Consider the following 15,605-nt stretch of genomic DNA (forward strand, 5'->3'; position numbering starts at 1 on the left):
GGACCGCGAGTCGCTCAGATTGGCAAGGAGCTCTGCTTCGCCGGTTTCGGTCTCCGCTTCTTCGTGGGGTCGGCCGGCGTGCTCCGGGCAACCACCCTGTTCTTCGGCTTGCGCGACTCCTCCCAGGACATCGACATGGTCGCATCGAGCTTGGCCAGGTCGATCTCGTGGCCCACCGCGGCAGCGAGGACATGAGCCGCCAGGCGAGGCGGGATGGCGTTGCCGATCTGCTGGGCGATGTTCGTCGGCTGCCAGGGGTAGTCGTGCGGGAAGGTCTGCAGCCGACCCATCTCGGAAATGGTGAACCGGTCGTTCACGTCGCGCCGAATGCCCTTGCCGATCAGACGGTTCCGGCTGACCTTCCCGGTGACGGTGAAGGCAGGCATCCCGGAGTCCCGCTTCCCCCGGGCTGCCGGATCTCCTCCGGTGCCGTAGTTGGAGATGACCGTGAACTCGGACTTGCGACCCAGCGCTTCCCCCATGGTGACCCAGGGCTTGAGGCCCTCGCTCTCGGTCGGTCGTGCCTCGCCCTTGCGGAAACGGTGGTGCGTCGGCGCGGGGAGTTCCACCTCGTGCTCGAGGTTGGCGATCAGAATGGCGCGGCGCCTGGTCTGCGGGACGCCGTACTCCTCGGTGTGAAGCACCCCGACATCTACGTTGTAGCTAAGATCGCGCAGCACCTCGGCCATGGCCGCCCAGACCGGAAGAACGGCCGGGACCTGCTCCAGGACGATGGCCTTGTACGGCGTGGAACCCTCGGTGGTGGCCCTGGTCATGATCCAGTGGAGCGGCTGAAGGACCAACCGGGTCCGTTCGTCCAGATCTTTGCGGACCTTTTCCACGCTCTCCAGGGCCCCCATCGCCTTGATGGCGGTGCAGACGTCGTGCAGCACCCGCCGTCCGGCACCGGCACCGGCCACGGTGAATGTCTGGCACGGGGGCCCGCCGACGAGGATCTGACGCTCGCCGAAGTCCACCCCTAGCGGGTCGTTCGCCTCGACGTCGCCGATCTCCGACGACTCCAGGATGGCTTCGTCTCGGGTGTTGCGGGCGCTGGGGTCCCATTCGACGCCGATCGAGTCGATGCCCAGCCAGGCCGCGGCAACATCCAGTCCGCCTGGGCCGGCGAAAAGGTCCACCATGCTGTTCCGGTCAGGTGCTGCACCGGATGCAGAGGTAGACGTCATAAGACCGAATGCTACCGAGCCGTGGGAGCAAGGTCAGCCACCCCGTACGACAATTCGCACCTTACGCCCCGCCGGGTCCCGATCGGCGCTGCAAGACCAGTTCTCCGACCTCCACCGCTGCCTCGTTCGGCAGCTCGTGCTCCCACACCCGGCGCACGCACCACCCTTGTTCTTGCAGATGCTGTGTCGTCTCCAGGTCCCGAGCACGGTTCTTGAGGATCTTGGATCGCCACCACTCGCCGTTCGCCGCTGGCCACGTCCCATGCTCGGGGCAGCCGTGCCAGAAACACCCGTCGACGAAGATCGCCACCTTCACCGAAGTGAACGCGATGTCGATCGTGCGCCTTCCCAGGCCGGGGACCTTCAGCCCGACTCGGTAACGCAGTCCGGCCGCATGCAGCAATTGCCGCAGTTCAAGTTCGGGGTTGGTGTCCTTGCGGACCTGTCGTCGCATACGGGCGGAGACTCCGGCTGAACTAGGGACCGGCGGTTCAGGCACGTCTTCGATTCCAGATCCGACGTCATTGTTCGGTGTCGAGTCGATCACTTCCAGCTCCCTGACGTCACCTTGAGGCTAGGTTAGACGGACCTTAATAAGGCCTTGGAGGGTTCCCTTGGACGGCATGTACCCGGTTTTCGCGGACCACGCTCGACGCTTCGGTGTAGAGAAGGCCATGGGTCGATTCTCCTCCGCATTCGCTCCCGAGATCCTTCAAGCCTTCGAGGCGCAGTGGAAGGCCGATCTGGAGAAGGTCGAGAACGGCGGGGTGAAGATCATCGCGGTCAACCGCGAGCCCTGGTATGCCGGACCCCACGACGACCAGTTCTTCTGGCCGGCCCTCGCGAGCAAGTTCAAGGATGAAGGCTGGGACGAAGAGCGCATCAACTCGGTCGACTCCTCCTCCAGCACCGTGGTCGCGCACACCCCCAACCCGGTCTCCAACGCCTGGAAGACCAGGGGCCTGGTGGTCGGGTACGTCCAGAGCGGCAAGACCACGAACTTCACCGCCGTCGTCGCGAAGCTGGCTGACGTCGAGTACCGAATGGTCATTGTCCTTTCCGGTATCCACAACGGTCTGCGGCAACAGACTCAGCTGCGCCTGAACGAGTATCTCGTCGAACTGAACGACGACAACTGGGTCACCATGACCTCGGACACGAGCGACTTCGTCAAGCCCACCTCCAGCTTCCCGGCCATGCTGGGCAAGAACAAAGTTGTCCTCGCGGTCGTCAAGAAGAACGTCGCGGTCCTGAAGAAGCTTATCCAGTGGCTCGAGAAGACCAACGCCCGGAAGGCCCTGGAGACCGCGCCCGTGCTGGTGATCGACGACGAGGCGGACCAGGCCTCGGTCGCGACCGGACGGATCAACCCGCTCATCCGTCGGCTGCTGGAACTGATGCCCCGGTCGACCTACATCGGCTACACGGCAACTCCTTTCGCGAACGTCTTTATCGACCCGTCGGACGACCAGGATCTCTACCCGAGGTCGTTCATCCTCAACCTTCCTCGGCCGGTGGGGTACTTCGGCCCGGAGAAGATCTTCGGACGGGACACCTTCGACGTGGACGAGGAGGAGGTCTCCGGCCCGGACGGGGCGCCGCCGGACGGCTACGACATGGTCCGCCACGTCCCTGAGACCGACGTACCTCTACTGAGGCCGGGTGGGCGAGAGTCCGCCGAGGACTTCGTGCCGACGATGACGACCGAGCTCAAGGACGCGGTCCACTGGTTCTGGCTGGCCACGGCGGCGCGTCGGGCCCGCAAGGACCTCGGTCACAGCACCATGCTCATTCACACCTCGCTCAAGATCGCGGTGCACGAGTCCTACCGACCTTCCTTGGAAAGCATGCGCGACAGGGCGGTCCGGAACCTGCAGGATCAAGACCCCGCTGCGTTGGATCGTTGGCGTGTGCTGTGGGAGAAGGAGTCCGCTCGTGTCCCGACCGAGGACTTCGGTCGGGTCCAGAACTCGTTCGAGGAGGTCCTGAAGCACCTTCTCGAGGTACTCTCGGCCACCCGAGTGATCCTGGACAACTTCCGAAGCGCAGACCGTCTCGACTACTCTGACCCCTCGGTCGTGGCGATCGCCGTCGGTGGGAACACCCTTTCGCGAGGACTCACGCTTGAAGGGCTCGTCGTCAGCTTCTTCATCCGGGCCGCTCGGGCCTACGACACCCTGCTGCAGATGGGGCGTTGGTTCGGGTACCGGACCGGTTACGAGGATCTGCCACGGATCTGGACGACGCCGGAACTGGCTTCGTCCTTCCGCCATCTGGCCCTGGTCGAGCACGAGATGCGTGACGACATCGACCGGTACCAGCGCGAGAACCTGACCCCGCAGGAGGTCGCGGTCCGGATCAGAACGCATCCGTCCCTACTCATCACCGCGAAAATGGGAGCTGCGCAGCCAGCTTTCGTGTCCTTTGAAGGACGACGTCTGCAGACCCGCTACTTCCGTACCGACGACGCCCACTGGTTGGAGGCTAACCGGAACGCGGCAGACACCCTCGTCAACGAGGCCATGGTCGCCTCCGAGCCGGAGAAGCTGGCCACGGCGACACTGCTGCGCGACGTCCCGGTCTCCCTGATCAAGGCGTTCCTGAACAGCTACCAGGTGCACGGGGACTCCCCGGACCTCGATCACAAGATGCTCCTTCGATATATCAACGCCAGACTGATCGATGCGCAGCCTTCGCTGGAGAAGTGGTCCGTCGCCCTGGTCGACGGCGATGCGAAGGAACTGGTGCCGATCGGCGGTCTGCAGGTCAGCCCGGTCCAACGTGCCCGGCTCAACGACGACGATCCCGAGCGTGCCGACATCAAGACCTTGATGAGCAAGCAGGACCGCGTCCTTGACCTGGGCAAGTCGACCGGCGAAGCGCGCGCGATGAGCGAGGACAAACTGGTCGAAGCGCGTAACGCCGACCCCGTCCACCGCGACCGGGGTCTCCTCGTGCTGTACGCCATCGACAAGGTGAGTGCGCCGAGCAAGGACGAGAAACCTAAGAAGCCGGGCGGACGTCCGACGCGCGCGCCTCTGGACGCCCTGGACACGGTGATCGGGCTGGGGATCGTCTTTCCGGGTGACCGCACGGCCAAGAAGAAGGTTCAGGCTACCCACGTTGCCGTCGACCTGACTGATGTCGAGAGCGACGACGTGGACGCCGCGATGGACATGGATACGGAGGAAGCCGGATGAGCGCCCTTGAGCGTGCCTGGGCCGTCCTTTCCCCGCCCAGCAACAGTCAGTACGCCTCCTTCTCGCTGGATCTGCAGCTCGGTGAGTCGACGGTGCGCGTCGCCGTGGATCGCGAGGGTGTTCGGCACCTGCTCGTCCCGGCTGCGGGAGAAGGGCTGGTCTCCGACAACCGGCCCTCGGTCCTGCAACTGAGGGTCCAAGATCTGCAGTTCGGCGGCGATTTCCACACTTACGTCGATCTGTCCTGTGCCGATGCCGAACTACACAAAGAATTCGACGAGGTGGTCAAGGACGTCCTGGACGCAGTGGAGGAAGCCGAGCATCCGGGGGCCGAGACACTGCGCACAGTGGCCCGTTGGCGCCGCCTCTTCCGTTCCCGCCTGGTGCGAGGGCTCTCACTCCAGGCCAAGATCGGTCTGTTCGCAGAGCTGAGTGTCCTATCAGCGCTGCTGGACCGCGCCCCGTCCTTGTCGATCGACTGCTGGACCGGCCCTCTGCGCAAGCCGCACGACTTCGAGATGCCCGTCCGCTGCCTGGAGGTCAAGGGCTTGGGTCTCGAGAGAGATGGCTTCACGGTGCACGGTCTGGAACAACTGGACACGCACGAGGACCGTCCGCTGGATCTCGTCGTCGTCACCGTCGTTCCTGACCCCGAGGGAACGTCGCTGGAAGAGCTGATCCAGCAGTTGCGTGAGCGCGTCTCCGGACGCGGTGAGTTCCGCCGTCGGCTCGTGGCCTCCGGTTGGTCCGAGGACCAGGTGCAACCCGCGGCGGACTTTTTCTCGATCTCCTCTGTGGTTCACGTGGAGGTCACCGATGCCGTGCCCCGTCTTGTGGCGCGCGACCTTCTCGAGGGACGACTCCCGAACGGTCTGTCCGAGCTGAGCTACCGCGTCGACCTGGGTGAGTTGATGGCTCATGCCTCGGGCATCTCGTTGCCCCAACTGGTCGAGCGGGTGCTGCCGTGAGCGGTCAGCACGCCGGTCGGTGGTGGTCGCAGCCCTTCGCGCCCGAAGGTTCCGCCGCGGCCGAAGGCATCGCCAAACAACTCGGCCGCCCGTTGTTGGACCCGCTGACGATCCTGGTGCGCGAGGCTGCGCAGAATAGTTGGGACGCAAGGCGTCCGGGGGTGGTGGACTTCCGGATCAGCATTCGTCCGCTGGGTGAGTACTCCCAGGCGTGGCAGGACTCATTCCTACCGGCTCCTCCCGAGGAGTCCGGCATGACCTTGGCCGAGCACCTCGGTCCAGAAAGCATCGTGCTCACCGTCTCCGACCGCAACACCGGTGGTCTGGGCGGGCCTTTGCGGGCGGGCGAGAGGGCCAAGGAGAACGAGCACGCCGACTTCGTGCAGTTCCTACGCAACGTGGGTGAACCGAGCGATCACAAGTTCGGCGGCGGGACCTACGGTTTCGGCAAGGGGATCTTCTATCGCCTCAGCAAGGCGGGCACCGTCCTGGTCAGCACCCACACGGCCGGCGGCGAGGGCGAGGAACGTCGGCGCCTGATGGGAGCTGCTCTGGGGCACAGCTGGTACCAGCAGGAACGCCGATACACAGGGCGCCACTGGTGGGGATCTGTGGCGGAGGACAACGTCCCCGATCCGCTTCTGGGTCCCGACGGATCCGAGCTGGCTCGTCGCCTGGGGTTGCCGGACTTCGCCGCGGACGAGACCGGGACTGACATCGTGGTGATCGGGGCCGACCTCGGGACGGTTGGTCAGGACCAGGGCACCCGCTCCCGGACAACGTCCGAGGCCGCCACCTTCTTGATGTCCTCGATCCTGTGGCATCTGTGGCCCAAGTTCATCCCGGACGACAACGGTGATGTCATGCGCTTCTTCGTCGGCACGGGGGAGAAGCTGACAGCAGTTCCCTCTCCGGCGCGACTGCCGGAGTTCAAGCCTTTCGTCGCGGCCCTGAAGGAGGTACGCGGCGGGCGAGGAAAGCAGTACACCCGCACCGTGCCCCCGAAGAATGCGGGGGCTTTCCACCTCACGCGCTTCCTGAACGATGCGGACAAACCCTCGCGGGCGATGATCACCGAGGCGATGCCGTTCTCCGGACCGGTCCGTCACGTGGCGCGGATGCGCGCGCCCGAGCTGGTCGTGGACTACTTCGAGGGTCCGGCCGATCCTGACAACGCCTTCGCCTACGCCGCGGTCTTCAAAGCCTCTACCGACGCGGACCAGGCGTTCGCGGACTCCGAGCCTCCGACGCACGACGCCTGGATCGCGACCGGGCTGAGCGGCGCCCCGCGCGGTGTCGTCGGGAAGCTGAACTCGCGCATCCTCAAATGGATCGACGACGAGTTGGGTCCCGCGGTAAGCACCGGGGACAGCGACTCGAGCGGGTTGGGCAACTTCTCGATGCGCCTGGCCTCGCTCATCCCGTCGGTCGGTCTGAACGGGGGTTCCTCAGAAGACGATCACGATGACGACGAAGACGACAGGACCTCCGGAGGCGGTGACGGGGGATCGGCGTCAGGACGTGCAGGTCCCGGCCGGAAGCCTCCCGCACGTGGGCGGAGGAGTTCGGCTCCGCGCCTGGTAGGCGAGCCGAAGCTTCAGGTGCACAACGGTGCCCCTTTCCTGGTAGCGAAGGTCTTCGTCCCGGAGTCGGTCAAGGCGCGGATCCTCGCCGCAGAGGTCAAGGTTGTCCTGGACGGCGGTGCGGCAGAGAACGACACCCCCCTCGGGGCAACGGTGCCGGAGATCAATCAATGGCAACCGGTGGCCGGTGGACCCGCTATCGCAGGTCCCCGCATCTACCTGTCGGCGGGGGCTGACTCGGAGTGGTGGCTGTACGCGTCTCATGTTCCCGACGCGGTCGTGCGTTTCCGGGTTCAGGAGGTCCGCGACCATGCCGGGTGAAGTTCTCCCGTACCTCGTGCCGACCCGCGACACCGTCTCCTGGGGTTCGTGGGAACTCGGGGAGGACGAGTCATGGGTTCCGCTGCCTGCTGAGCTGGAGGGATGGGACCCAGGCACGGACCTGTTCGTGCGACGCTCGGTCAAGGTCGACGTGCTGGCGTTCGTGAAGGAGACCGCTCTGGCCCCTTCCCACGTCCGGGTGACCGCTTCGTGGACCAGTTCAACCACGGACATGACCGATGCCTGTTCGCCGGTCCTGCTGAACGCCGACGGACATGCGTATCTGCACTTCAAGATGGACGGCAAACGGATCGCCGGGGTGCTGACCCTGCGGACCACCCTGACGCTGGCTCACCCACCGCAGACCAGCCAGCTGGGAGTCGCGCGGATTCCCGGATCTGTTCTGGCCCAGGACCAGAGGCAGGTCTCTCTGGACGGTACCCCCTCGATGTTCCCGGTCCACGAAGTTGACTTCAGCGGAACGCCGTTGCCGCCGGAGGCCAGTTGGCACCTGGAGACGACGACTGACCTCGACGCCCCGTTCTACGGAACGTTCCAACTCCTGCTCAACAGCCGGGACAAGGAGTTGTCCACCGCGGTCCGCAACCCGAAGGACAAGCGTCAGAAAGCCTTGTGCGACGAGTTACAGGCCGGCATCGCAGCCCTGATGCTCGAGCTCGCCGTCCGAGAACGTGACGACCTGCTGGACCGGACGTGGCCGTCGGACTCGGTGGGGGAAGTGCTCTCGCGCCTGCTGATCAACTCCGACCTGGTCAAGGACGTTTACCCCGACTCTGCCGGCATGTCGAGATTCCGCTCCCGCATCGCTCAGGCCGTTCGTCGTTCAGGGCAGGGTAGGCAGTTCACATGACCGTCAACTGGCCGCAGCTACCCGTCTCCGTGGCCGAGGCGCGTTTCGCGGAGATCGCTGCCGAGACGGGCGATCTTTACTCCGCCAGTCGAGATCCCCAGCAGGTCTACAGCCCGGTGGGGTCCCGGGTGTCCGATCAGGTGGTGCAAAAGCTCATTGACGAGATCACGGAAGTCGCCGCCAAACACGGATTTCCGCAACCGGCGAAAGCTGATGCCCGGATCCAGTTCGACCGGGACGCAGCCTTCGTCCTCGGGCAGCAGATGAACATCAGTTGGGCCGACGCCGGCAACCGGGCCATCTGGTCGTTCATGGCTCTGGTTCCGTTGCCGCACATCACCCGTTGGAGGTTCGGCACCGGTTATGACGAACGTTGGATCGCCAGTGATCTGACCCGCCACACCTGGTCCCGACTCTGGTGGCACGCGACGGTCTTCGCCGAGGATCGCGCCCTCCTCGGCGCCTTGACCGAGAGCGACCTCAACCAGTTGCTCGAACGCCGGTCCATCGGCGGGGACCCACGTCTGACTCGGGAGGTGGCGCGCGCCGTGGTGGCTGCGGACGGAAGCGGCGTGCCTCGCCGTCTGCTCATCCGCGACGCGACGCGACGTGTCCGGCGATGGCTCGCCTTCCTCGACGTACGTTCCTTGGACGACGCCGGGATGAAGGAGATGTGTTCCCTACTGGTCGAGGAGACCATCCAGCACGTGCGCAGGAATCCCGACGCCTCGATCCTCGAGAGCGAGTGACGGCTGTGCCTCTGATCCTCGCCCAGAACGAAGTCAGCCTCTCCGGTCATGCGTACGGGGACAGAACCGGGATCTCGTACGAGTACCCGCCGCGCTACCGCAGCGTCATCCAACCCGGGGAGCGCTTCATCTACTACATGGGCAGGCGTCGGCTCACGGGGAGCAACGCTCCGCAGGCGTATTTCGGTTCAGGGCTGATCGGCCGAGTGCAGACCTCGTCCTCGGACCCACAATTGCTGGAGTGCGAGATCCTGGATTATCGGCCGTTTGCGGAGCATCTGTACTTCAAGAAGACGGACGGCTCCTACCGTGAATCGCGGGCAGCAGAACAAGGCGGCTATTTCCGCAACGGCGTGCGCATCGTGAGCGAGGCCACGTTCGACGAGATCCTGGTGGCGGCCGAAGCCCTAGCGCCCGAGGACCAGATCGCTTCCGGACGGATATCGGTTAACTATGTCACCGCCGAAACACGTGACGAGATCGAGCGCTACTCGGTCGACGTCGCCAAGCGGGAATTGATCACCCAGTTCCCCGGTCAATCCATCCTCGAGATGCCGCACAACAATCCGGGTTACGACATCTGTGTGGGCAATCCGCTGAACCCGACCCGGTTCGTCGAGGTCAAGGGCACTCAGCGCGTCGATCCCGTCTTCTTCCTGACGGAAGGGGAACGGCTGTTTTCGGACACCCATGCCGAGAGATACCACCTCATCGTTGTCCACGGCATCGACCTGTTAGCGCGAACGCACCGCGTCAGTTTCCGGGACGGATCGCTCAAGGGTCTTGCCGAACTTGAGGTGACCCAGTGGCGGGGACGACTTCCCTGGCAGAGGCCGTCATGAGATCGGCCGGGGTCACAGGCACGACAGCATTCGAAGGGAAAGTGACCGGACCGACCGCTCAGCGGTCATGGCGGTCGGCCGAGATCCACGCCCATCCGGTGAAGTCGTAGGCATCTGCCGTCGGTAGTCTTCCCGCCGCGCGGGAACTCGTCTGCAGACTCGTCGGAGTCGGTCCTCTGCGGTCTGCGCCCTGACGGCGCAGCGGCCCACCGCGCCCAGCCGGATCGGCAATGAACACACTCTGGAGTCACTTCGGTAGCCGAGTCGAGAGTGACGTCCGATCGGCGGATCGAGCCCCTCCACCGGGACACGCTGCGCTGCCAGAATTTGATGCGTCCGGTGCGACAGGTGCTCAGCGTCTGAAGAGAGTTCATCGTTCCTCGACCATGCCGACGGGCCCAGAAGCTTTCGACTGCTGTGATGAAACCGAGGCAGCCAAGGTGGGTGGTCCCTACCGCGGCGAACGAACGCGGATGGGACGTGATGGACGAGCTGACGTACACGAACGCTGGGTCCTACGGGTACTACCCGGACTTGGCGCTGCCTTTGGGACCGCAGGCCGCGGCCCGCGACGAATTTGCCGGAGGCCGGTCGTGACCACCAACCGGACACACCACGAGATCCTTGCTTACGAAAAGATGGTTAATGAGTCATTCCTGGACTGGCTGAATCGCAAGGCCGGTAGCAGCCCTGTTCTGCCGGGCAAGCTACACAACGGCAGCATGAGTCTTATCGGAAGGGTCGAGCTGGCCGAGTACGACCCCGTGGTCGAGGGCCGCGACTACTACATCGGCACGCACTACCGTTTCGAAGAAGGTAGCCCTACCGTTTTCAGCTGGGCGGCTGACGGATCGGCGGTGTTCTTCGGAAAGGCGAATCCGGAGACAGTTCGGGTCCGACGTTCGTTGGAGTCCGAGGGCCCACACATCGTCGGGGTCACGGACGACTGGCTGGTGGAGCAGGACGCCGAGGCTTTCAGCCGGTCGGCGCCCGAAGCACTGAAGGCGCCTATGGTGCCATCACCGTCTGTCCCTGGCAGCCGTCCCGTTCTGACTGTACCGACACCGGTGGTCGAGCAGCTCGAACCGTCGTCGCCTGAGCCTGTTGAACAGCCATCACCATTGTCGTTCCTTCCAGCCCCTCGCCGCGGACGGTGTAGGGCGGCCATCATTGACGCCAGCCAGGATGTCAGCGCCATGCGGGCCGGTAGCGCTGTACGCGCCGCCTTGAGCGCCCCACGAACAGAAAAGCTGAGCTCTGTCCTGGCTACGCTGCAACCGGATCAGTACGAGCTCGTCGTGCACAAGCCGCACGTACCTCTGGCAGTCCAGGGCCACCCTGGCACCGGCAAAACCATCGTCGCGGCGCACCGTGCCGCGTACCTGGTGCATCCCGCCCGAGAAAATCAGCAGCTCGACAAGGTGCTGTTGATCGGGCCGACCGAGCATTACGTGCATCACGTGAAGTATCTCGTGAGCGAGCTCGACGTCCAGGACCGTGTCACCACCACCAGCCTGGACGCAATCCTCGCACGCATCGCCGGTCTGCCGGCCGTCCTGCCCTTCTCCGAGCGTGAACCTGACTTCGACGACATCAGTACCGAGACCGGCGGGCGGGTGCGTGACGTCGTACGCCGGGCCCGGGCCGCGGGGGTGCTCGCTGCGGACATGAAACAGGCGCGGGTTCAGGTGTGGAACATGATCAAGGACAATCTGATCGGTGACACGCCCGTGACAAACCGCTTCGATCTGAAGGTCTGGGCCCGTCTGCTGCCTACTTATGCCGAGGCCACTGGTAAGCGCCGGCTCCTTCCGCTTTTGGCCGTCATCGGCCTGGAGCTGGCAGCTCTCAAGGACGCGAAGGGCTACGCGCACATCATCGTGGACGAGGTCCAGGACGTGACGCCGCTGGAGTGGGTCATCATCCGAGAGCTCAACGCGGGCAACGGATGGACGCTCGTGGGCGATATGCAACAACGGCACAGCGACCTCAGCCACCGAAGCTGGCAGAGCCTGGTGCAGGAGGTGTTCTCCGCCCATTCTCTGGAGGGTTTCGAGCCCGCCTACCTCGGTCGCGGATACCGCTCCACCGAAGCGATCCTGGCCTACGCCAGCAAGCTGCTTCCGGTGAAGGAACGCAACGTGCACTCGTTGCAGGTGGAGGGACTGGCGCCGAGCGTCATCGAGGTTGCCGAGGCCGAGTTGGGGACAGGCGCCGTGGCCCTGGTCCTTGAGCTGTTGAAGCGTCATCCAGAGGGAAGCGCCGCCGTCATCGGGGTGGACGTCAGCTCCGTGAACGCCGCCTTTCGGGACGCACGAGGTTGGGGGCAGAGGGAGGCCGCCGGGCCCTGGAGCCTGGGATCCAACCGAGTCAGTGTGCTCACCCCAGCGATGGCCCGCGGCTTGGAATTCGATGTTGTGGTGGTGGTCGAGCCTGCGGATTTTACCAAGAAGCGCGGGCGCAACGGGCAGCTGTACACCAGCCTGACCCGCGCCAACCGCGATCTCGGAGTGGTCTACAGCAAGCCGCTACCGCGGGGACTGGCGCCGGCCAAACCCCGGTCTGGACGGAAGACGAACACGAGCAAGGCGAGGGTTCCCAGCCCTCGAGCGGCACGTGGGATCTCGAGCTTTGCCAGTCCTGGACGGCGGTAATGTCTTCTGGCAGTTTTTCCGTTGCTTGAGCAGGGCGAATGAGAGGACCACGAGTCTCGAGCAAGTCCCACGCGCTGGACCACGCGGTATAGGCGATGTGGCAACCGTCCGTACGATGAAATCTTCCCGAGTCCGAGGAATTCAGTGCGCTGTTCGAACGGGCAGCAGTAGCGGTTCGGCAAGCAACTGATACCGGTGTGCTTCGGGTACAGATCGCTGAAGCGGTCTGTAGGGAGGTGGAGCTGCTGTCGGAGCTGGAGCGCGGGCTCGCCTACCGAGCAGCGTTGCCGTTGGATACCACGCGCTGGCTGGCAGAATCCTCCTGCTGCCCGGGGAATTGCAGGTCCATGCAATGAATGTGCGGGCGAAGATTAAATAGGCGGGTATGCAGGCCGCTCATGCCTGTCTCGAGCAGGTGGCTACGAGAGGGAAGAGGCTTACAAATGAATCATTTCCGCTGTGGTCGACCACAGGCGGAAGAGGACGGACTACGGCACCTATGTTTCTCGAGACATAGAGAAAATCCAATCGCTTCTCGACCAGGCTGAGCGCGCCATCGAGTCAGCTTGCCGGGTCAGACAACCCTGATTCAGGGCCCGCCATATCGGAGTCCGGATACACCGACGAGATTTGTAATCAAACGGCATCGGCGCAGGCCAGCGCCTCAATGAGACAATTTCAGGGCTGCACCTGCGAGGGGCAACTGTCGGAAGGCGCAAACTGGCCCCTGACCAGGGCGGACTCTCGCTCCTCGAGCTGCTCCGCCCGGATCGTCGGGTCCGCTGTTCATGAACAGCGGATGCCACGTTCGGTGATGCCCACCAGTGTACCTTCGTCACTCATGCCGACCGGTATGGAACGGTTGGCAGCGGGTCGGCCAGGCCGATCAAGGCATGAGACCATGCCCCTGAGGCGTGACGCCGGACGGCCACAGCGGTTTGCGATTTTCCGGGCTCCGGATCAGGTGCTCCTCAAGTCTTCTTCTGGATTCGACGCGGCGAACAGTGCGTTCAGCTAGGTATTGAGGAACACGTAAGGATCGCTGGGCTCGAGTCCTGCAACGGCGGCGCAGCCGATTCTGTCGGTACCCCCTGGAAGCATCACCGCCATCGGGTGCCGGACAAGGAGGAACGCATCGTGCAGGTGGTTTTCGACGGGCGTATGGATGTGGCGTATTCGCAGGCCTACGTGGAACCGATCGATCCGGACGACATCGTCGACCATGAAGGCGCGTTTGCCGGGCAGATCAACGGGTTGCTGGGTGCGGGGGAGGCCGGTGCTCTTTACCTGACGACCGGGGTGCACACCGGCGAGGTCGGCTTCCGGCTGGTGATTGCGGACGAGGCTCCGGCCCTGGCTGACGAGTGGGAAGAGGTGGTGGAGGCGTCGTTCATCTCCGACGGTCCCAGCGTGGTGGTCCAGTGGGGCGGAGATCCGCTGTGCGAGTTCGAGTTACCGCCGGTTCCGCACCGGGTTCGCTACTGCGCCAGGGGGATGGACGCCGGGCGCGACGCCGACGTCGTCATGAGTCATGAGCCACTGGTCGATCACTACGAGCTGACCTTCTGGCCGGCGGAGCCGGCACCTGAGGAGATCGTGCGCCAGGGCAGCAGCATCGCCGCGTACTGGCACGATGCGCGGCATCACCTCAAGTCCCGGCAGCGCCACATCCAGGCGTGGTGGGGTGACAACCCGCCCAGTGAACGGCTGATCGACGTGCATCAGGCCCGCTGGCTGGTCAGACGGCGGCGTGACCTGGCTGAAGACCTGGCGGTCGCCTCTCCCGGGTCTCAGCGGGCCCTGGCGTACTGGGCCGCACGCCTGAGTTGTGCGGAGACAGAGTTCGATCAGGTGGACTGGGTGGCCCAAGCATTGCGGTTCCAGGCCCGCGACGAGATTCTTCCGCCGTGGTTCGGTCAGCGTTCCGCCATAGATGAGGCCCGCCAAGAGGCGCTCGGATCACAGTTGGTCACCATCATGCAGGGCCGGGAGATACGGAAGCAGGTTGACCGGCAGACCTGGGCGCTCTTGGCCCTCGCCGACGCAGATCACGAGGAACCGTTGCTCGCGGCGCTGAACGCGCTGACCAACGGGGCGTCGGCGTTGGGAGCGGAGCGAGAGGCTGCTTTCCTGGACGAGGCTGTGGATGTACTGGTGCGGACCGGCCGGGATCAGGCTGGGCCGGATCCTCGTCACGATCCTTACGACGGCGATTTCGGTGCCCGCCACATCTGGGGCGACGAACCGCCACACCCTCGGTTGCTCGAGGTTTCCGCTCACGAATTGGGCATGTTCGACCGTGCGTTGGCTGAACGTCTGGCTGAGGCGGAGCCGGAGGTCCAGCGGTCGATAGCGCGCTGGGCTGCGCGTCGTGCCTGCACCGCGGCCGGTCTGACCCAGAGATTTCCCGAGGTTGCTCTCGCCCTGAGTCATCTTGACCGGGGAGAGCCGCTCCCGCCACCGTTCGACGGGCAGGGCGGCGAGTTCGCGTTGTTGAGATCCGGTGACGAGGAGACGTTCGGGTCGGTCAGCTTTGGCTGGGGAGACGAGGTCAAGAAGCGACTGTATTTTCCGGAGAACCCGGTGACTCCGGAGAACGAACTCTCGAAAGACACCGTCGAGGTCGACGAGGAGCCCAACTGGTCACGCCCCCACTACACGCTCTCGGTGATTGAGAAGGCCGCCGCGCCGGACCCGTTATTTGCTGCTACGCAAGCCCTTTGGAATGCGGCGTGCAGCTTTGGCAACGAGCACCGCCGATCGATCCTTCGGCAGGCATCAGAGCTCTTTCTCGATGGGCGTCCGTGACGGCCGGCGCATCACCCCGTACTGCAGGTGAGTGACCGGCGCGCAGGCATTGCTGGATCACCTGGGCTCCGGCCAGCGACACGACACCAGCGACACGACACCGGCGGCTCGGCGGCCCGTCGTGCTTCCGTATCCGGATCGATGTGCTCGGCGAAGAGAACCGGACAACCGGCATCACTGGCTTCCCGGTCCGTTCGCAGGAGAGGGTGCCCGTACACGTCGATGCCTACGTCGCAGTCTCAGAAGGGCGGCTCCCCGAAGTGCGCCTCGGGCTCGGCGGGTGCGGTGTGGCTTTTCGGGTCGACCCGTCGCAGTTCGCTTTGCCATTCCTGTTCGCGGATCCGGTCGCGGGTGGCGCGGTCGGGGATGCCGGGCATGGGTGGTGGTTCTTCGACGTGGTGTTGGCCCAGCCGGCTCTTCCA

The 15,605-nt window shown here is 64.6% G+C and carries 11 protein-coding genes; 8 read left to right on the plus strand and 3 right to left on the minus strand.

Annotated elements, in window-relative coordinates; genetic code table 11:
* Positions 1 to 14 precede the first annotated feature (14 nt).
* Together QSK05_RS24320 and QSK05_RS24325 are read right to left on the minus strand one after the other, a co-directional pair.
* Positions 15 to 1,142: a DNA cytosine methyltransferase gene (locus QSK05_RS24320; RefSeq protein WP_285599620.1), complete on the minus strand. Its 1,128-nt coding sequence runs from the start codon at positions 1,140 to 1,142 to the stop codon at positions 15 to 17.
* A gap of 106 nt (positions 1,143 to 1,248) precedes the next feature.
* Positions 1,249 to 1,734 (minus strand): very short patch repair endonuclease, encoded by a 486-nt coding sequence (locus tag QSK05_RS24325; protein ID WP_285599621.1) that lies wholly within the window; start codon positions 1,732 to 1,734, stop codon positions 1,249 to 1,251.
* A gap of 127 nt (positions 1,735 to 1,861) precedes the next feature.
* Between QSK05_RS24325 and QSK05_RS24330 the strand changes: the two genes are divergently transcribed.
* The 8 genes from QSK05_RS24330 (at position 1,862) to QSK05_RS24365 (ending at position 15,183) form a co-directional block, all read left to right on the plus strand.
* A complete protein-coding gene (locus tag QSK05_RS24330; protein WP_285599622.1) occupies positions 1,862 to 4,387 on the plus strand; it encodes a Z1 domain-containing protein in 2,526 nt (841 codons plus the stop codon).
* A complete protein-coding gene (locus QSK05_RS24335) occupies positions 4,384 to 5,355 on the plus strand; it encodes a PD-(D/E)XK motif protein (protein ID WP_285599623.1) in 972 nt (323 codons plus the stop codon). Before QSK05_RS24330 ends, QSK05_RS24335 begins: the two co-directional genes overlap by 4 nt.
* Positions 5,352 to 7,259, plus strand: coding sequence for a hypothetical protein (locus tag QSK05_RS24340; protein ID WP_285599624.1), 1,908 nt, complete (start codon positions 5,352 to 5,354; stop codon positions 7,257 to 7,259). Before QSK05_RS24335 ends, QSK05_RS24340 begins: the two co-directional genes overlap by 4 nt.
* Positions 7,249 to 8,130 carry a hypothetical protein gene (locus QSK05_RS24345; protein ID WP_285599625.1) on the plus strand — a complete coding sequence of 294 codons (882 nt, stop codon included), beginning with the start codon at positions 7,249 to 7,251 and terminating at the stop codon, positions 8,128 to 8,130. The genes QSK05_RS24340 and QSK05_RS24345 overlap by 11 nt, the downstream gene beginning before the upstream one ends.
* Positions 8,127 to 8,879, plus strand: a complete 753-nt coding sequence (locus QSK05_RS24350) for a DUF6339 family protein (protein WP_285599626.1) — start codon at positions 8,127 to 8,129, stop codon at positions 8,877 to 8,879. Before QSK05_RS24345 ends, QSK05_RS24350 begins: the two co-directional genes overlap by 4 nt.
* 5 nt (positions 8,880 to 8,884) lie before the next feature.
* Positions 8,885 to 9,721: a protein NO VEIN domain-containing protein gene (locus QSK05_RS24355; protein WP_285599627.1), complete on the plus strand. Its 837-nt coding sequence runs from the start codon at positions 8,885 to 8,887 to the stop codon at positions 9,719 to 9,721.
* Positions 9,722 to 10,314: 593 nt separating this feature from the next.
* On the plus strand, positions 10,315 to 12,375 hold the full coding sequence (locus tag QSK05_RS24360; RefSeq protein WP_285599628.1) for an AAA family ATPase: 2,061 nt from the start codon (positions 10,315 to 10,317) through the stop codon (positions 12,373 to 12,375).
* 1,113 nt (positions 12,376 to 13,488) lie between these two features.
* Positions 13,489 to 15,183 carry a hypothetical protein gene (locus tag QSK05_RS24365; protein WP_285599629.1) on the plus strand — a complete coding sequence of 565 codons (1,695 nt, stop codon included), beginning with the start codon at positions 13,489 to 13,491 and terminating at the stop codon, positions 15,181 to 15,183.
* Positions 15,184 to 15,422: 239 nt separating this feature from the next.
* On the opposite strand, the gene QSK05_RS24370 is transcribed toward QSK05_RS24365, so the two are convergent.
* Positions 15,423 to 15,605: hypothetical protein (locus tag QSK05_RS24370; RefSeq protein WP_285599630.1), on the minus strand; the 183-nt coding region annotated here is incomplete at its 5' end.

Origin of the sequence: Kineosporia sp. NBRC 101731 (genome assembly GCF_030269305.1) — a bacterium.
Lineage (GTDB): Bacteria > Actinomycetota > Actinomycetes > Actinomycetales > Kineosporiaceae > Kineosporia.